Here is an 18,592-nt window from a genome sequence, read left to right as displayed (position 1 = left end):
CAATTCCAAGAAAAGTGTGTGCGGTTTTCTGTCCAGAATTGCGTCAAAACAAAGAGTTAGAGCGGTTCGCCGTTTCCACGAAACGGTGAACTGCTCTAGAGGCGAACGGCCTCCGAGAGAAAATCGAGAAAAGCCCGCACCCGCGCAGGCAGATGCTTGCCCTGGCCGACATAGACGGCATGGGTGGCCTCCTCGTCGCCTGGGTTGAATTCCTCCAGCAACGGGACGAATGCCCCGGCGTCGATGTCCGGCTGGACATGCCAGCGCGCCAGCCTAGCGATTCCGCCTCCCGCCAGCGCGATCCGCCGCATCGCCTCGCCGTCGGTCAGCGTTGCGTTTCCGACAACCGGGACGATGACCGGCGCACCTGCCGCATCGACAAAAGGCCAGCCGTCTATATGCCGCGCAAAGCCGAAGGCCAGCATATTGTGACGCCCGAGATCGGCCAGCGTGCGCGGCGTCCCACGCGCTTCGACATAGGAGGGTGCCGCGACCAGCACCATCCGGCTCTGCCCCAGTTTGCGCGCTACCAGCCGTGACTCGCGCAAGGGCCCGGCGCGTATCGCCACATCGGCGCGCTCCTCCAGAAGGTCGATCACGCTGTCTGTCAGCACGGCGTCGACGGAAATCTCGGGATAACGCTCCAGAAACCGAGGCAGCAGCGACATCAGCCGGTGGTGGCCGAACGGCACGTAGCTGTTGACCCTCAACCGGCCGCGCGGCGCCGCCCCGGCGGCCGCCTCGCGCTCGGCCGCGTCCATGTCGGCGAGGATGCGCATGCCGCTGTCGTAGAAAGCAGTGCCTTCCGGCGTCAGTTGCAGCTTGCGCGTCGAGCGGGTGACCAGCCGCGCGCCGAGCCTGGCCTCCAGCCGCGCGATCAATTTGCTCACCGCGGACGGGGTCATGCGCAAGGCACGTGCCGCCGCCGAAAAGCTGCCCGCCTCGACGACGCGTACAAACACTTCGATCTCGCCGGAACGGTTGATGTCGGATCTCGCCATCTGTGAATCTATTTCACAGAAAGTATGCCTGGAGCAAGTCTGGTTCACATCGCATGGCCACACGATCTTCCCGTTCGGGGCGCGGCCTGGACAGGGCGCCCGTCACCGCCGAAGTGGAAACATCATGCCTCTCGCTCTTTATGCTCTCGCCGCCGGCGCCTTCGGCATCGGCGTCACCGAATTCGTCATCATGGGCCTGCTCATCGACGTCAGCAAAGATCTCGGCGTCTCGATCTCGGCCGCCGGCCAACTGATTTCCGGCTATGCGCTGGGCGTCGTCATCGGAGCACCTCTGCTGACGATCGCCACCGGCAACTGGCCGCGCAAGACGGTGCTTCTGGCGCTGATGGCGATCTTCACCATTGGCAACCTGGCCTGTGCGCTGGCGCCTGATTATTGGACATTGATGGGCGCGCGCGTCATCACCGCCTTTGCCCATGGCACCTTCTTCGGCGTTGGCTCGGTGGTCGCCACCGGACTCGTCGCTCCCAACAAGAAGGCGTCGGCGATCGCGCTCATGTTCACCGGCCTGACCATCGCCAACATTCTCGGCGTTCCCTTCGGCACCTGGCTCGGCCAGGCTTTCGGCTGGCGCGCCACCTTCTGGGCGGTGACCGCGGTCGGTCTCGCGGCCTTTGCCGTCATCCTGGCACTGGTGCCGCGCAGCCAAGCAACTCCCGTGAAGAGCGACCTGCGCGCCGATCTCGCCGTGCTGCGCCGCACGCCCGTCCTGCTCGGCTTCGCCACCACCGTTCTCGGCTATGCCGGCGTCTTCGCCGTCTTCACCTACATCGCCCCGTTGCTGACCGAGATCAGCGGCTTCAAGGAAGCGGCCGTTTCGCCGATCCTGCTCGTCTTCGGCGGCGGCCTCATCGCCGGCAATATCGCCGGCGGCAAGATCGCCGACCGCTGGCTGGTGCCGGCGGTGCTCGGCAGTCTTGTGGTGCTCGCCCTGGTTCTGGCGACCATGAGCTTTGCTATCCACAGCCAGGTGTTGGCCGTGATCTATGTCGGCCTGCTGGGCGCCGCCGCCTTCGCCACCGTGGCGCCATTGCAGATGTGGGTGCTGGAAAAGGCCCAAGGTGCTGGCCAGAGCCTCGCCTCGTCCTTCAACATCGCCGCCTTCAACCTCGGCAACGCGGCCGGCGCTTGGCTCGGCGGCGCGGTCATTGCCCAAGGTCTTGGCCTGGGTTCGCTCACCTGGGTCGCCGCGCTGCTGCCGGTCGCGGCACTCGCCGTGGCGGGACTGGCCCTGCGTCTCGACCGCGGCACCGCGCTCGGCGCGCCCGTCTGCGTTCGGTCGTGAAGCTCGCCGGCAAAGCCGGATCGATTCGACTTCTTTCAAAATCACAAGGAGTAAGAAAATGGACTATCGAAATCTTGGCGCATCGGGCCTGAAGGTGCCGGTGCTCTCGTTCGGAGCGGGAACCTTCGGCGGTTCCGGCCCGCTGTTCGGCGCATGGGGCAACAGCGACGCCAGGGAAGCGCGGCGGCTGGTCGACATTTGCCTCGAGGCCGGCGTCAATCTGTTCGACACCGCCGATGTCTATTCGAACGGCGCCTCGGAAGAGGTGCTCGGCGAGGCGATCAAGGGCCGGCGCGATGCCGTGCTGATCTCGACCAAGACCTCGCTGCCGATGGGCGACGGGCCGGCCGACTATGGTTCCTCGCGTTCGCGGCTGATCAAGGCCGTCGACGCCGCGCTGAAGCGGCTCGGCACCGATTACATCGACCTGTTGCAACTGCACGCCTTCGATGCCGGCACGCCGATCGAGGAAGTGCTATCGACGCTGGACGGCCTCGTGCGCGCCGGCAAATTGCGCTATGTCGGGGTCTCCAATTTCTCCGGCTGGCAGGTGATGAAATCGCTCGGGCTGGCCGACAGGCACGGCTATCCGCGCTATGTCGCGCATCAGGTCTACTATTCGCTGGTCGGCCGCGACTATGAATGGGAGCTGATGCCGCTCGGCCTCGACCAGGGCGTCGGCGCGCTGGTCTGGAGCCCGCTCGGCTGGGGCCGCCTGACCGGCAAGATCCGTCGCGGCCAGCCATTGCCCGACAAAAGCCGGCTGCACGACACCGCGAGCTTCGGACCGCCGGTCGAGGACGAGCATCTCTACCGGGTCATGGAGGCCCTCGATGCGGTGGCGCAGGAGACAGGCAGGACCGTGCCGCAGATCGCCATCAACTGGCTGTTGCAGCGCCCGACCGTGTCGTCCGTCATCATCGGCGCCCGCAACGAGGAGCAGTTGCGCCAGAACCTCGGCGCCGTCGGCTGGACGTTGACGCCGGAGCAGATCGGGAAGCTCGATGCGGCAAGCGAGGTCACCGCGCCCTACCCTTATTTTCCCTACCGCCGCCAGGAGGCCTTCGCCCGGCTGAGCCCGCCGGCGGTTTGAGCGTGTCCGACCGCTAGAGCCGAAGGTTAGCGGGGCAGCGCCCGCCTCTGTCCTGCCGGACATCTCCCCCACGGGGGGAGATTGGATGTCACCTCGGCTTTCGCCAATTTCCAACGTGAAGGGATGGCGCTGTTAGCAAAGCTGCCGATCTCCCCCCTCGTGGGGGAGATGTCCGGCAGGACAGAGGGGGGCGCCGTAGAGTGCCGACCTTACGGCCTCGAAGCAGCGGCCCCTAATGCAGCACGAATTCGCCGTCGACCTTGCGCCACTCGTTGGGCGCGATGAGCTTCTGGTGCGTGTAGCTGACCGAATGCAGCGGCCCCTCGAGCTTGGTCTTCCAGAACTCGATGAAGCGGATCAGCACCGGAAACTTCGGCGCGATGTCGTAGTCCTGCCATATGAAGCTCTGCAACAGATGCGGATGGTCTGGGAAATGATAAAGGATATTGGCCGTAGTCAGGCCATAGCCCCGCAGCATCAGGTCCATTTCAAGCTGGTCGCGCATTTTTGCTCCCCGGGTTGATTCTCCTTCCTCCCAACAATGGATTGTGCGCGCAGTTGCTTAACCGTCTATTGATTTTTTCTTGATCGAAACCGGCTTTAGCACGCGAAAACATGAAGTTAGCAGCGGTCCGGTGCAAGTGCTGACAGCAGCCGCGGACCCATGTGCGGCATCCCGCCGCGCAAACCCAACGTCTAATGTTGCCGTCATCGCGGAACTGTTAATAATGCGCGCGAATTCGCGGCCGCGTCGCCGCGATCCCGCTGGCGGTTCAAGCCGGCGTTAGTTTCGGGAGGAAAAGCAGGAAATGTCCGAGGTTCATGTCCACCGCGTTCAGCCGGCCTGGAAGAAGAATGCGCTGATCGACAACGACACCTATCTCAAATGGTACGCCGACAGCGTGAAGAATCCGGACAGGTTCTGGAGCAAGCACGGCAAGCGCATCGACTGGTTCAAACCCTTCTCCAAGGTCAGCAACGCCTCCTTCGACGGCAAGGTCTCCATCAAATGGTTCGAGGACGGCCAGACCAATGTTTCCTACAACTGCATCGACCGCCACCTGAAGAAGCGCGGCGACCAGACCGCCATCATCTGGGAAGGCGACAACCCCTACGACGACCGCAAGATCACCTACAATGAGCTCTATGCGCATGTCTGCCGCTTCGCCAACGTGCTGAAGAAGCACGGCGTCAAGAAGGGCGACCGCGTCACCCTCTATATGCCCATGATCCCGGAAGCGGCCTATGCGATGCTCGCCTGCACGCGTATCGGCGCCATCCACTCGGTCGTCTTCGGCGGCTTTTCGCCCGACGCGCTCGCCGGCCGCATCGACGATTGCAAGTCAACCATCGTCATCACCGCTGACGAGGGCCTGCGCGGCGGCAAGCCGATCCCGTTGAAGGAGAACACCGACAAGGCAATCGAGATCGCGGCAAAAGCCGGTACCAGGGTCGAAAAGGTAGTGGTGGTCCGCCGCACCGGCGGCAAGATCGGCTGGGCGCCGGGCCGCGACGTCTGGTACCACGAAGAGGCCGCGACCGTTAAGGCTGAGTGCAAGCCGGAGAAGATGAAGGCGGAGGATCCGCTGTTCATCCTCTATACGTCGGGTTCGACCGGCAAGCCGAAAGGCGTGCTGCACACCACGGCCGGTTATCTCGTCTACGTCTCGATGACGCACCAATATGTCTTCGACTATCATGATGGCGACATCTACTGGTGCACCGCCGATGTCGGCTGGGTCACCGGCCACAGCTACATCGTCTACGGGCCGCTCGCCAACGGCGCCACCACGCTGATGTTCGAGGGCGTGCCCAATTACCCCTCGCAGTCGCGCTTCTGGGAAGTCATCGACAAGCATCAGGTCAACATCTTCTACACCGCGCCGACGGCGCTGCGCGCCCTGATGGGCGCCGGCGACAACCATGTGAAAAAGGCCTCGCGCAAATCGCTGCGCGTGCTGGGCTCGGTCGGCGAACCGATCAATCCGGAGGCCTGGGAGTGGTATTTCAACATCGTCGGCAACGCCAAGGTGCCGATCGTCGACACCTGGTGGCAGACCGAGACCGGCGGCATCATGATCACGCCGCTGCCGGGCGCCACCGACCTCAAGGCCGGCTCGGCCACGCGGCCCTTCTTCGGTGTCAAGCCGCAACTGGTCGACGGCGATGGCAAGGTGCTTGAAGGAGCCGCCGACGGCAATCTGTGCATCACCGAGTCCTGGCCCGGCCAGATGCGCACCGTCTATGGCGATCACGACCGCTTCGTGCAGACCTATTTTTCGACCTACAAGGGCAAGTACTTCACCGGCGACGGCTGCCGCCGCGATGCCGACGGCTATTACTGGATCACCGGCCGCGTCGACGACGTCATCAACGTCTCCGGCCACCGCATGGGCACGGCCGAGGTCGAATCCGCATTGGTCAGCCACGACAAGGTTTCGGAAGCCGCCGTCGTCGGTTATCCCCACGACATCAAGGGCCAGGGCATCTACTGCTACGTCACCCTGATGGCCGGCGAGACGCCGAGCGAGGACTTGCGCAAGGAGCTCCTCGCCCATGTCCGCAAGGAGATCGGCGCCATTGCCACGCCCGACAAGATCCAGTTCGCACCGGGCCTGCCCAAGACCCGCTCGGGCAAGATCATGCGGCGCATCCTGCGCAAGATTGCCGAGGACGATTTCGGCGCCCTTGGCGATACCTCGACGCTCGCCGATCCGGCCGTCGTCGACGACCTCGTCGCCAACCGCCAGAACAAGAAAGGCTGACACCGGCCATGGCCGCGATAGGCAGCGTTGCCGAACTCTGGCGCTATCCGGCGAGTTCGCTCGCCGGCGAACGCCTGGAGATGATCGCGGTCGGCACCGAGAGCATCGAGGGCGACCGCATGTTCGGCCTGGTCGATGCCTCCGACAATGAGATCGCCCGGCCCGATCGCGAGCCGAAGTGGCACAAGGTGCCGCGCATCCGCACCCGGTTGACGGGCGACCGCAGGCTCGAGATCGCGATTCCCGGCGCAGATTGGCTGGCGGCGCCCGGCGCCGAAAGCGACCGTGCCGTTTCCGACTATCTAGGCTTTCCGGCCTCGATCCGTCCGTTCGGCCTGGAGAACGCCCCGCCGGCCTATGCCGGCCCGTTGACCGAGGCGCGCTACCGCAAGGCGCCGATCCATCTGTTGACCACCGCCTCCCTGGCGCGCCTGAAGGCGCTGCATCCGCAAGGCACTCCTGATCCACGCCGCTTCCGTCCCAACATCGTCATCGACATGGGGGCGGTCGAAGGCACTTTCCCCGAAACCGAATGGATCGGCAGGAAGCTCGCCGTCGGCAACCTGCTGTTGACCATCTCCGAGCCGTGCCGCCGCTGCGGCTTCACCATCATCGCCCAGGACGGTTTCGACGACGATCCGGCGATCCTGCGCAATCTGGTGCGTCATAACGCGCACAATCTCGGCGTCTACTGCACCATCGACCGCGCGGCCAACGTCAAGGTCGGCGACGGGATGCGATTCGCCTGACTACCGGTACAAATCCGCCCGCGTCGGCGGCAGGCCGCTCGGGCCCCGTGTCCGCTTGGTGGCGACCGTCTGGAAAATCTGCGCCGAGGCGCGATCGAAGGCGATCGAACAGCCGGCCAGGTAAAGCAGCCACAGCCGCGCCTTGGCTTCTCCCACTTCGGCGATGGCCTCGTCGAAGCGCGCATGCAGGCGCTCTGCCCACAGCCGGCAGGTGCGGGCGTAGTGCTCGCGTAGATTCTCGACGTCGTGGACGAGGAAGCCGTGTGCTTCCAGATTGCCGCACGTCATGCCGATCGTGTCGATTTCGCCACCCGGGAAGATGTATTTGATCAGCGCCTTGTATTCCGAGCCCTTGCGCAAGGTCTTCTTCATGCTGCCCTTGCTGCGCCTGGTGATGGCATGATGCAGATAGACGCCGCCCGGCTTGAGCAGGCGATGGACGGTCGAGAAGTAGGCGGCGTGGTTGGCCAGCCCCAGATGCTCGAACATGCCTATCGAGGATATCTTGTCGAAGCTTCCGGTGAGCTCGGCATAGGATTTTATCTCGACGGTGATCCGGTCCTCCAGCCCCTCGGCCCGAATGCGTTCGCGGGCGAGTCCGGTCTGGGCCTCCGACAACGAGACGCCATGGCCGACGACGCCATGATGCTTCACCGCATGGATCAGCATCGCGCCCCAGCCGCAGCCGATATCGAGCAGGCGGTCGCCAGGCTTCAGCCGGAGCTTGCGGCAGATATGCTCGAGCTTGTCGGCCTGGGCCTGGTCGATGTCATTGGCGAAATCCTTGAAATACCCGCAGCTGTAGACCATGCGCTCGTCGAGGAAGAGCCGGTAGAAGGCGTTCGATATGTCGTAATGATGCTGGATCGCCTGCTTGTTGGAGCCGCTGACAAAGGGATTTTGCCCGGCGAGGTCGGCGCGTTGCGTCATCTGCCTTCGCGAGAACAGCACGGCCGGCAGGTCGCGCATGATCGCGAGCTTCGGCAGCGCCTTGAACCGCAGCTTGCCCTGCGAAGGCAGCGCATAGAGATCAAACAGCGACCCCTCCTCCACATCGACCGCCTTGGAAATCCACATCTCGACAAGCGTCGAGAAATTTGGCCGGCGGGCCAGTTGCCAGACGATGTCCTGGTCGTTGATGGCAAGCACCGGGCCGCCGGCCGGACCGATGCGCTCGCCGGTCCAAAGCCTGACGGCAAAGCCCGGCTTCAGCGCCTGGACGACCGTGCGAACGATGCGTGCTGCTCTTTCGGTAGCGTCCATGCCGTCCCCCCACTACATTCGGTAGGCCGATCTTGTCCGCTTGAACCCCTGGCCGCAACCCGATTGCACGAAAGGACGCGGCCAAGCCGGAAAAACGTCTTTTTCCATCCGGCGTCTTGTCTTTTGCTGCAACGCACCCCATCATCAGTGCGTGTTCAACAAACTGAAAGGAGGTGATCCGATGTCGAGTGATTTCGTTTTCCAGAACGTGGCCTCAGCGGATTGCACTTTCGGGAAGCAGTCTTCCCGTTAAGGCGCGAGATGCGCGGCGGGCGACCCCTCGGGTTGCCGCCAGGAGCCGCGCCATGGACGGAAACACGGAAGGCCGCCGGCTTCGAAAGAAGCGGCGGCCTTTTCCTTGTGCGGCTTACTGCGTCAGCGCGACCTTTTCGGTGTTGCGGATGATTTCCTGAAAGGCGACGTCCAATTCCACCCCGGTCGACACTTCGAAATAATGTTTTTGAGCGGTGGAGGCATCTTTCGACGAACAGTCCTTCAGCACCGCCTTTGCCTGATCCCGCTCGGTTGCCGACATGTCCTTGTTGTTCAGGTCGAAGCCGATGGTGAAAATCTCGATGCCGTCATTTTTCATGTTGCCGCACAGCGTTTCGGCGTTGCCGCGCGCAAGATTGCCCTGGCTGTTGTAGCGGCCCCCGGTACCGGCGAAGGCGGTATTGAACTGGCCATCGGTCATCAGGATCGCGACCTTGACGATCTTCTTCGCGTTGACGTCCGAGGCGCCGTCGCCGAGGCCGGCATTCTTGATCGCTGCGCGCCATTGCGGCGACAGCATATAGTAGGTCCACTGAATGGCGATCGCGCCGGCGGTATAACCGTCAGCCTGGAAGTCGTCGATCGAACCAAGCAATGCGCCGGAATCGGCGGTCAGCGGGATCACTTCCGCATCGGGACACTTGTTCATTCCGCCGCCATCGAGATGATCATCCCGGTTGACCAGGGCATAGTACTTCTTGCCGTTCTTATCCATGCGAACAGCATCTGGGCCGTCGGCGCTTAAATCCGCATCGCCATTTTTGTCCTTGCGCTCCGTGGCGCAATTATCGGGGCGTGGCATCGCCGCGCCGACAATGGAGATGTAGTCGCTGAAGGACGGCAGCAAATTTTTGCCCGTCTTGGCGACGAGAAGCGAACTGCCGGCGACGGGTGGCAGCTCAGAGCTCCCTGGCTTCTCGGCATAGACGTTTTCGGCCAGCTTGCCGGCGTTCACGCCGGATGCGTAAGGCACAATCGCGACGCGGATGCGGGGGTTCTTCGGATCCTGGTTCCGGAGCATCGTCCGAACGGCGTTTTTCGCTGCTGCTTTCAGATCGCCGATCTTGTCGACCTTGCCCCGCTTCGCCATCGAGCCTGTTATGTCGAGCATCATGGCCACCTCGATCTGCTTGTCCGAATAGAGCGCTGTCGTCGAGGCGGGAACGCGCTGCATGTCGCGCGTGCCGAACAGCGGGAAATAGAAGGCGACGTCGGCATGGGCCTCCGCCTGCACCGTCCTGGCGGTCCTGTCGACCGTCAGCCTGTCGAGCACGATCTGGTTGGCCTGCAGGATGCCGGCCGTGCTGTTGGCGTCGAGGAAGGCCTGCACCGATTTGTTGGCATCGGCCTCCTTGATGACGCCGGTCGTCAGGTCCCGCGCCGTCGACGTCACCGCGGCGTCGACCACGCTCTGCAGGCTCGATTTGGCGTTGTAGAGCTGGGTGATGTTGACGGCGAAGCCGACGCCCAGCACCAAGACCGAGGCGGCGAATCCGAACAGGATGGCGAAATTCCCGCCGCGATGCCTGGCAAAGTCGCCGGCCGCGTCCACAAGACCCCCGAAAATCCGCATCGTTCTCTCTCCGCTCGCCCCGGCCTCGTCGCCGGGCAAACGGATCGATGCAGGATTCCGGCCGGGCGCGGCCAGCGGCCGCGCACCAGGGACTAGACACTTGTTTTTACTTCGCTTTCAAGGATGGAAAGGTGAATGACCGGTAAACGCCAATGCTGCGTTCGCGCGGCATTTACGAAGCGCTTACCAAGATCCTGCATGTCGCGGCACAGGGCGCGCGGCCGTGTCCCGCCGCGGCACAGCGGCACCTGTGCCAGAGCGAGGCAGTATGGGGATGCATGGAAACCCGGATCAGGCCAGCATCTGCGCGGTGACCGTCCTGTCGATGGCGTGGTAGGGCGGGTTGAACAGATTGTTCTCCTGTTCGTAGGTCCATACCTTGAACAGGCTGAGCCGGTGCGGGCCGAAACTGTGCAGCAACGGCACGTCGGTGGCATCGCGTCCGCGCGCGATGACGATGCGGCCGATCCTCGGAACATTGTGGCGGGGGTCGAACGTGTACCACTTGCCGTCGAGAAACACTTCCATCCAGGCCGAGAAATCCATCGGCGCCGGATCGGCCGGCACGCCGATGTCGCCGAGATAGCCATTCACATAGCGTGCCGGAATGTTCATGCAGCGGCAGAGCGTGATCGCCAGATGGGCGAAGTCTCGGCAGACGCCGACCTGCTCCTCATGCGCCTGCGCCGCGGTGCGGGTCGAGCGGGCATAGCCATAGCCGAAGGACAGCCGGTTGTGGACGTAATCGACGATCGCCTGCACCCTCGCCCAGCCGGACGGCAAACGGCCGAAAAGCTCCCAGGCGAGCTGGCTCAGGTGATCGGTCTCGCAATAGCGGCTGCCCAGCAGATAAAACAGCACCTCGTCGGGCAGCTCGGCCACCGGCACCTCGCGTGCCAGCGTGTTGACCTCGTCCGTCTCGCCGCTGTCCTCGACCACGGCATCGTAGAGGATGCGAAAAGTGCCGGCGGGTGCGGTAAAGCGGCGGCACGAATTGCCATGCAAATCGCTGTAGAGCCTGGTCGGAACCGCGGGCGACGTCAGCATGCGCGTCTGCCGCTTGATGTCGGCCTGCCTGTCCCTGTGGATCTCGAGCATTGAAATCACCGGCGTGGCTCCAGCGCATTCAATGGCCATTTCGTAGCCGAGCCGAATCAGCATCGCGTCCCCCTTCGATGGTCGTGGAAAAGCAGCGAAGTTGAAACGCCGGAGGCGGATCGCGGTTCCCTGACTTGCGGAAAAGGGGACTTGCCGAAAAGGGAAATGGCCGAAAAGGGGAAATGCCGAAAAGGTGGCCGCGCGGCTTCCAATGCCGGCGCCGGGAAGTTACCATCGGCGCTCCCTCGAAAGACCTCCCCGAAATCAAGGAAAATCATGTACGCAGGCAGAAAATTCGCCGCCTTCCTCTTCGACATGGACGGCACGCTCATCAATTCCATTGCCTCGGCCGAACGGGTGTGGAGCGACTGGGCGCGGCGGCAAGGGCTCGACGTCGCCGCCTTCCTGCCGACGATCCATGGCGTGCGGGCGATCGAGACGATCGCCGGTCTGGCGCTCCCGGGCGTCGATCCGGCGCATGAGGCCGACCTCTTGCTCAAGGCCGAAGCCGCCGATCTGGAGGGCATTGTTCAGATCGCCAGCGCCGCCGCGTTTCTCAACGCGCTCCCGCCGGGGCGCTGGGCGATCGTAACCTCGGCACCGCGCGAACTGGCGCTCTTGCGCATGAAGGCCGCCGGCATCCCCGTCCCTGCCGTGCTGATCGCGGCGGAAGATGTTTCACGCGGCAAGCCGGCGCCCGACTGCTTTCAGCTCGGCGCGACGCGGCTCGGTGTCGATGCGCGCGATTGCCTCGTGTTCGAGGATGCCCCGGCGGGCATCACGGCGGCCGAGGCGGCGGGCGCAGCGGTCATGGTCATAAACGCCACCCACCGGCATCCCTTGGCGACGCGGCATGCCGCGATCGCTGGCTACGACGCCATCGGCGTCACCGTCGACGAGCGCGGCTGGATCGCGCTCGAGCCGCAGCGAGCGGCGGCAGCGGCCTTCTAGGCTCTGGCGACAATCAAACACCCGATTGCCAGCAAATTAGCTGTTTGCTGGGCCGGCATATTAGAAATCGCTGGTCAGGCCCTTGATCTCCCAGTCGCCGTAGCGGCCGGGCTCCTTGCCGCCGCGGCCGCCGACTTCCTTCGGCACCGCGGCTTCCTTGCGGCGGTAGTCCTCGCGCCGCGCCGCGGCCTCTTCAAGCGCGCGGTGGGCGGCGGGCGTCAGCGTCTTCAGCCGCGCTTCGTCATCAGTGGCAGGTGTTTTACTGGTCTCGTCGTTCATGCGATATTCCGGCGGATTGAAACAGGCCGATTGAAACGGGTACCGGCGTTTCCCATCATATAGCATATAGCGATGAGCCCACGAGGATCGACCCCCTTACATCACGACCAGGACGGGAGCAGACGATGAACACACTTCGCACCGCCATGCTTCTTGCCGCGATGACCGCGCTGTTCATGGGCGTCGGCTTCCTGATCGGCGGCACGGGCGGCATGATGATCGCCTTCCTGATCGCCGCCGCCACCAATCTGTTTAGCTATTGGAACGCCGACAAGATGGTGCTGTCGATGAACCGCGCCGTCGAGGTCGACGAGAAGAACGCGCCCGAATATTACGCCATCGTGCAGGCACTGGCCGAGCAGGCAGGCCTGCCGATGCCCAGGACCTACCTGATCGACAATCCGCAGCCCAACGCCTTCGCCACCGGCCGCAACCCGCAGAACGCGGCTGTCGCCGCTTCCACCGGCCTTTTGCAACGGCTGACGCATGAGGAAGTGGCCGCGGTGATGGCGCACGAGCTCGCCCACGTCCAGCACCGCGACACCTTGACGATGACGATCGTCGCGACCTTCGCCGGCGCCATCTCGATGCTTGGCAATTTCGCCTTCTTCCTCGGAGGCAACCGCGACAACAACAGCCCGTTCGGTTTTGTCGGCGTGCTGGCGGCGATGATCGTGGCGCCCTTTGCCGCGATGATCGTGCAGATGGCGGTCAGCCGCACCCGCGAATACGAGGCCGACCGGCGCGGCGCCGAAATCTGTGGACACCCGCTATGGCTGGCCTCGGCGCTTGACAAGATCGCCCGCGGCGCCGAACGCATACCCAACCCGGACGCCGAGCGCAATCCGGCGATGGCTCATCTCTTCATCATCAACCCGCTGCACGGCGAGCGCATGGACAGTCTGTTCTCCACCCATCCGAGCACCGAGAACCGCATCGCCGCGCTGCAAGCGATGGCGCAGCGCATGGACGGGGGCGTATCGCGGTCCCCGCAGCGCCAGGCGCCAGTGCCGCCGCAGGCCGACGAGCCGCAATCGGCAGGACCGTGGGGCAAGCCGGCCGCGCCGGAACCCTCGGCAGAGCCCAAATCCAATCCATGGGGTCGCAATCCGACCGGGCCCAAGGGCCCGTGGTCGTGAGCGCGGCGGGCAGAGCACCTCGACGCACAGGTGGTCAGGAACACAAAAAGGACGGCGAGTTCGTTGCCGGCCTTGCCGCCCGCAAGGCGGCTGCGCGGCTGCTGGCCGCCGTCATCGATGCCAGGACGCCGCTCGACGGCCTGACCGACCATGAAAACGGCCATCCGCAGTACAAGGCGCTGGACCTGCGCGATCGCGGTCTCGTGCGCGCCATTCTGGTCACCGCGCTGCGCTATCGCATGACCATTGCCGGGCTGCTGGCGCGGCGTTTGGAAAAACCGCTGCCGGCCAATGCCACCGCGCTGTCGCATATTTTGCATGTGGCGGCCGCGCAGATCCTGTTCCTCGACATTCCAGACAGCGCCGCGGTCGACCTCGCCGTCACCCATGCCAAGTCCGATCCCCGCACATTGCGCTTTGCCGGCCTGGTCAACGGTGTGCTGCGCACGCTCGCGCGGATCAAGGAGGCTGAACTTCCAGAGGCCCTTGCTACCACCGACGAAGCGCCGAAATGGTTTTCCGACCGTTTGAAGGCCGCCTATGGCGTGGACGAGGCCGGACGGATACTCGCCGCCCACCGCCAGGAGGCCCCTGTCGATTTCTCGGTCAAGGCCGATCCGGAGCACTGGGCCGAAAGGCTCGGCGGCATTGCCCTGCCGACCGGCACGATTCGGGTGGAGAAGCTTGCCGGCCCGGTCACCGAACTGCCTGGCTTCGCCGAAGGCGCCTGGTGGGTCCAGGATGCCGCAGCCGGCCTGCCTGCCCGGTTGCTCGGTGATGTCGGCGGGCTTCGCGTCGCCGATCTCTGCGCCGCGCCCGGCGGCAAGACCGCCCAATTGATCGTGGCCGGCGCACGCGTCACCGCGATCGACACCTCGAAGAACCGGCTGGCGCGGCTGGCGCAGAATCTCGAACGCCTCCGCCTGTCGGCGGATATCGTGCAGGCCGACCTCCTCCAGTACGAGCCGGACGAGCTGTTCGACGCCGTCCTCCTCGACGCGCCCTGCTCCTCGACCGGCACGGTGCGGCGGCATCCCGACGTGCCATGGACCAAGACTGTGGCTGATGTCGAGAAGCTCGCCGATCTCCAGCGCCGGCTGCTCGCGCGCGCCGTCACCCTGGTTAAGCCGGGCGGAAGGATCGTCTTTTCGAACTGTTCGCTCGACCCACTCGAAGGCGAGGAGCTTTATCGTGGCTTCCTCGCCGCGACGCCTGGCGTCGTTGCCGACCCGCTTCGCGCCGGCGAGATCGTCGGCATCGATCCCTTCCTGACGCAGGAAGGCACGTTGCGCACCACACCTGCCGACCTCGATCTGGGCTCGCCGGAACGTTCCGGTCTCGACGGCTTTTTCGCCGCGCGCATGCGTCGCGCCGGCTAGGGCAATTCCACGAAAGCTGCGTGATGATTCTCCGTCCGGAATTGCGTGGAACAAGGATCTGGAGCGGAGTATGGATGCCCATAGGGCACTGAACCGCTCCAAGGTTTAAGCATAGGAAGCTGCTGACTTTTTGGGGAGACACCGCGGCCAAGCCAGGCGCAGCGTCACCGCTCGCGGGAATTCGCCTTCGCATGAATCGTTGAATCAGATAAGCTTGCCCTTGGGATAGAGGACGATCAGGAGGGGTTTTGGCACTTGCTGCCGGCAACACGACGCGTCTGTGGGCGCTTGTCGCGAAGGAGTTTTGGCGCAAAACGCGCCGGCGCCTGCGTGCCGGACCGGTCTATCGCTGGCGCTATTCCGGCCGCACGCCCGAACGGGTGCTGATCGCGCCGCCGGACCTGCGGCTGGCCGACCCGCAGATCGCGCTCGAGATCTACTATGGCCGCTATCCCCTGTCGGGACATATGGTCGAGACCGGCGGCAAGTCGCCCTTCCAGATCAGCGTTCCCAATTACGGCTGGCAGAAGACGCTGCATGGCTTTCGCTGGCTGCGTCACATGCGCGCCGCCGGCACCGAGCTTGCCGCCGCCAATGCGCGTGCGCTGGTGTCCGACTGGATCGCCACGCATGGAAACAACATTTCCGGCATCGCCTGGGAGCCCGGCACGGCCGCCAAGCGCATCATCGCCTGGCTGCAGCATTCCTCGATCGTGCTGCAAGGCGCTGAATTCCCGTTCTACCGCGCCTTCCTGAAATCGCTGGCCGTCCAGATCCGCTACCTCAGGTCGATGGCGCGCGAAATGCCTGACGGCAAGGACAGGCTGCGCGCCCGCATCGCCCTCGCCTTCGCCGCCCTGTCGCTGCCGGCGCCCGCATCGGCGCTGCGCGGCGCCACCCGCAACCTCGCCGAGGAACTGGACCGCCAGATCCTTCCTGATGGCGGCCACATCTCGCGCAACCCAATGGCGGTGCTGGAAATCCTCGCCGACCTTTTGCCGCTGCGGCAGACCTACGCCAACCAGGCGGAAGCGCCGCCACAGGCCCTGATCGGCGCCATCGACAGGATGCTGCCGGCGCTGCGCTTCTTCCGCCACCAGGACGGCAGCCTCGCCCGCTTCAACGGCATGGGCGCCACCATCCATGACCGCATCGCCAGCATCCTGCGCCACGACGACACCGCCGGCTCGCCGCTGCTGCATGCACCGCATTCGGGCTATGAGCGGCTGTCCATGGGTGGCGTCACCGTCATCGCCGACACCGGCCTGCCGCCGCCCGTCCACGTCTCCAATGCCGCCCATGCCAGCTGCCTTGCGTTCGAGCTGTCGTCGGGCCGCCAGCACTACATCGTCAATGCCGGCATCGACACCTATGGCGCCGCCGAATTCCGGCCCCTGGCCCGCGCCACCGCCGCGCATTCGACCGCCACCATCAACGACACCTCGTCGGCGCGGTTCAGCCATTCGCTGCGCATCAACGATCTTCTGGGGTCGCCTTTGATCGGCGGCCCGCAGCATGTGCAGTGCAAGCGTATCGACCAGAAGGGCGTTCAAGGCTTCATCGCCCGCCATGACGGCTATATCCAGCGCTTCGGTTTCCTGCACGAGCGCGAGCTGAAACTGTCCTCGAACGGCAATGTGCTGACTGGCAGGGACCGCTTCCAGCGTCCTGGAGGTGCGGTGATCCGCAACAATGGCCGCGATTTCGTCACCGTGCGCTTCCACGTCCATCCCGACATCAACCTTTTGCAGGACGAGCATGACCGCCTGGTGCTGACCGCCGAGCAGGCCGATAGCTGGGTGTTCACCTGCACCGAGATGGTGCCGGAGGTCGAGGAATCGATCTACTTCGCCGGTCTCGGCGGCCCGCGCCGCAGCCGGCAGATCGTGCTTGCCTTCAAGCCGTCCGACATCGCCGAAGTCCACTGGCAGCTCACCCGCACCTCAATCGCCGGCTATCCCGAAAACAACTGACCGCGCCTGCGCTGACCGAGCTTGCGCCTTGATTTCCTGATCTCATATGATACGGCGCGGGCCTGCCCCTCCAGCCGTGAAAGCACGCCCATGGCCGTCGCCGCCAAGAACATTCCCGCTCCCGACCTCGTTCCCGTGCGTCGCGCGCTGCTCTCCGTCTTCGACAAGACCGGCCTCATCGATCTCGCCAGGGCGCTCGCCGCTTCCGGCGTCGAGCTGGTGTCGACCGGCGGCACGGCAAAAGCGATCGCCGATGCGGGCCTGGCGGTCCGCGACGTCTCCGAGCTCACCGGCTTTCCCGAGATCATGGATGGCCGCGTCAAGACCCTGCACCCGTCGGTGCATGGCGCCCTGCTCGGCGTTCGCGATGATCCCGATCACGCCGCGGCGATGCACAAATATGGCATCGAGCCGATCGACCTGGTCGTCTGCAATCTCTATCCGTTCGAGGAAGTCCGCCGCTCCGGCGCCGACTACGCGGCGATCGTCGAGAACATCGACATTGGCGGCCCGGCGATGATCCGCGCCTCGGCCAAGAACCACGCCTATGTCGCCATCGTCACCGACCCCGGCGACTATGCCTCCGTGCTCAATGCGCTGGAGATGAATATCGGCTCGCTTTCGCTGGATTTCCGCAAGAAGCTCGCGGCCAAGGCTTTTGCCCGCACCGCCAGCTATGACGCGGCAATCTCGGGCTGGTTCGCCGAGGCGCTGGAGATCGAGCACCCGACCTGGCGCGCCTTCGGCGGCAGGCTGGAAACCGTGATGCGCTATGGCGAGAACCCGCACCAGGGCGCCGGCTTCTATGTCAATGGCGACAAGCGGCCGGGCGTGGCCACGGCGCGCCAGCTCCAGGGCAAACAGCTTTCCTACAACAACATCAACGATACCGACGCCGCCTTCGAGCTGGCCGGCGAGTTCGACCCGGCGCACTCGGCCGCCGTCGCCATCATCAAGCATGCCAACCCGTGCGGCGTCGCCGAGGGTTCGACGCTGAAGGCCGCCTACGCCAGGGCACTGGCCTGCGATCCGGTCTCGGCCTATGGCGGCATTGTCGCTGTGAATCGCATCCTGGACGCCGAGGCGGCCGAAGAGATCGTGAAGACCTTCACCGAGGTCATTATCGCGCCCGGCGCCACCGACGAGGCGGCAGCGATCGTGGCCGCGAAGAAGAACCTGCGCCTGCTGGTCGCGGGCGGCCTGCCGGATCCGCGCGCGATCGGCACAACCGTCAAATCCGTCGCCGGCGGCCTGCTGGTGCAGGGCAGGGACAACGCCGTCGTCGACGACCTCGAGCTGAAGGTGGTGACGAAACGGGCGCCGACGCCGGCCGAACTGGCCGACCTGAAATTCGCCTTCCGCGTCGCCAAGCACGTCAAGTCGAACGCCATCGTCTACGCAAGGGACAGCGCCACGGTAGGCATCGGCGCCGGGCAGATGAGCCGCGTCGATTCCTCGCGCATCGCTGCCCGCAAGGCACTCGACGCTGCGGAAGCGGCGGGCTGGGCCGAGCCGCTGACCAAAGGCTCTGTCGTCGCCTCCGACGCCTTCTTCCCCTTCGCCGACGGCCTGCTGTCGGCCATCGAGGCCGGCGCCACGGCGGTGATCCAGCCCGGCGGCTCGATGCGCGACGACGATGTGGTTGCCGCCGCCGACGAGCATGGCATCGCCATGGTGTTCACGGGCGTGAGACACTTCAGACATTGAGCGCCTCACCCTCCCCCTTGTGGGGAGGGTCGGCGAGCGATGT

Annotated in this window: 15 protein-coding genes; 9 read left to right on the top strand and 6 right to left on the bottom strand. The window is 64.7% G+C overall.

The features are described 5' to 3' along the window. Nucleotides 1-95 precede the first annotated feature (95 nt). Entirely contained in the window at nt 96-1,001 is a 906-nt protein-coding gene (locus FJ972_RS05225) for a LysR family transcriptional regulator (protein ID WP_140492931.1), read from the bottom strand. 124 nt (nt 1,002-1,125) lie between these two features. On the opposite strand from FJ972_RS05225, the gene FJ972_RS05220 reads away from it, so the two are divergent. Together FJ972_RS05220 and FJ972_RS05215 are read left to right on the top strand one after the other, a co-directional pair. After that, nucleotides 1,126-2,307 (top strand): MFS transporter, encoded by a 1,182-nt coding sequence (locus tag FJ972_RS05220; protein ID WP_140524992.1) that lies wholly within the window; start codon nt 1,126-1,128, stop codon nt 2,305-2,307. 58 nt (nt 2,308-2,365) lie between these two features. Continuing rightward, complete coding sequence (locus FJ972_RS05215; protein ID WP_140492924.1) at nt 2,366-3,400, top strand: aldo/keto reductase; 1,035 nt, start codon at nt 2,366-2,368, stop codon at nt 3,398-3,400. Between the two features lie 232 nt (nt 3,401-3,632). On the opposite strand, the gene FJ972_RS05210 is transcribed toward FJ972_RS05215, so the two are convergent. Further along, a complete protein-coding gene (locus tag FJ972_RS05210; protein WP_140492921.1) occupies nt 3,633-3,905 on the bottom strand; it encodes an usg protein in 273 nt (90 codons plus the stop codon). Nucleotides 3,906-4,209: 304 nt separating this feature from the next. On the opposite strand from FJ972_RS05210, the gene acs reads away from it, so the two are divergent. Beyond that, nucleotides 4,210-6,165: an acetate--CoA ligase gene (gene acs, locus FJ972_RS05205; RefSeq protein WP_140524991.1), complete on the top strand. Its 1,956-nt coding sequence runs from the start codon at nt 4,210-4,212 to the stop codon at nt 6,163-6,165. A gap of 8 nt (nt 6,166-6,173) precedes the next feature. Further along, a complete protein-coding gene (locus FJ972_RS05200) occupies nt 6,174-6,914 on the top strand; it encodes an MOSC domain-containing protein (protein WP_140524990.1) in 741 nt (246 codons plus the stop codon). Here the strand turns inward: FJ972_RS05200 and FJ972_RS05195 are convergent, their stop codons facing one another. The 3 genes from FJ972_RS05195 to FJ972_RS05185 form a co-directional block, all read right to left on the bottom strand. Further along, the gene (locus FJ972_RS05195) at nt 6,915-8,177 is read right to left on the bottom strand and encodes an SAM-dependent methyltransferase (RefSeq protein ID WP_140524989.1); all 1,263 of its coding nucleotides are present in this window, start codon (nt 8,175-8,177) and stop codon (nt 6,915-6,917) included. A 367-nt stretch (nt 8,178-8,544) separates the two neighbouring features. Beyond that, the gene (locus tag FJ972_RS05190) at nt 8,545-10,023 is read right to left on the bottom strand and encodes a TadE/TadG family type IV pilus assembly protein (protein WP_140524988.1); all 1,479 of its coding nucleotides are present in this window, start codon (nt 10,021-10,023) and stop codon (nt 8,545-8,547) included. 291 nt (nt 10,024-10,314) lie between these two features. After that, nucleotides 10,315-11,184 carry a transglutaminase-like domain-containing protein gene (locus FJ972_RS05185; RefSeq protein ID WP_140524987.1) on the bottom strand — a complete coding sequence of 290 codons (870 nt, stop codon included), beginning with the start codon at nt 11,182-11,184 and terminating at the stop codon, nt 10,315-10,317. A gap of 213 nt (nt 11,185-11,397) precedes the next feature. Between FJ972_RS05185 and FJ972_RS05180 the strand changes: the two genes are divergently transcribed. Next, nucleotides 11,398-12,072 carry an HAD-IA family hydrolase gene (locus FJ972_RS05180; protein WP_140492904.1) on the top strand — a complete coding sequence of 225 codons (675 nt, stop codon included), beginning with the start codon at nt 11,398-11,400 and terminating at the stop codon, nt 12,070-12,072. A gap of 60 nt (nt 12,073-12,132) precedes the next feature. Here FJ972_RS05180 and FJ972_RS05175 read toward each other — a convergent pair whose 3' ends face one another. Next, complete coding sequence (locus FJ972_RS05175; RefSeq protein WP_140524986.1) at nt 12,133-12,351, bottom strand: DUF1674 domain-containing protein; 219 nt, start codon at nt 12,349-12,351, stop codon at nt 12,133-12,135. Between the two features lie 125 nt (nt 12,352-12,476). On the opposite strand from FJ972_RS05175, the gene htpX reads away from it, so the two are divergent. The 4 genes from htpX to purH all read left to right on the top strand — a co-directional run bounded on the left by htpX (nt 12,477) and on the right by purH (nt 18,549). Beyond that, nucleotides 12,477-13,490, top strand: coding sequence for a zinc metalloprotease HtpX (gene htpX / locus FJ972_RS05170; protein WP_140524985.1), 1,014 nt, complete (start codon nt 12,477-12,479; stop codon nt 13,488-13,490). Continuing rightward, entirely contained in the window at nt 13,448-14,869 is a 1,422-nt protein-coding gene (locus tag FJ972_RS05165) for an RsmB/NOP family class I SAM-dependent RNA methyltransferase (protein WP_140518223.1), read from the top strand. The genes htpX and FJ972_RS05165 overlap by 43 nt, the downstream gene beginning before the upstream one ends. Nucleotides 14,870-15,117: 248 nt before the next feature. Then, nucleotides 15,118-16,842 carry a heparinase II/III family protein gene (locus FJ972_RS05160; protein ID WP_140492891.1) on the top strand — a complete coding sequence of 575 codons (1,725 nt, stop codon included), beginning with the start codon at nt 15,118-15,120 and terminating at the stop codon, nt 16,840-16,842. Between the two features lie 90 nt (nt 16,843-16,932). Beyond that, complete coding sequence (purH, locus tag FJ972_RS05155; protein WP_140524984.1) at nt 16,933-18,549, top strand: bifunctional phosphoribosylaminoimidazolecarboxamide formyltransferase/IMP cyclohydrolase; 1,617 nt, start codon at nt 16,933-16,935, stop codon at nt 18,547-18,549. The last annotated feature ends 43 nt before the right edge of the window (nt 18,550-18,592 follow it).

Source organism: Mesorhizobium sp. B2-1-1, assembly GCF_006442975.2.
Taxonomy (GTDB): domain Bacteria; phylum Pseudomonadota; class Alphaproteobacteria; order Rhizobiales; family Rhizobiaceae; genus Mesorhizobium.
This window is presented reverse-complemented; position numbering and strand designations above follow the sequence as displayed.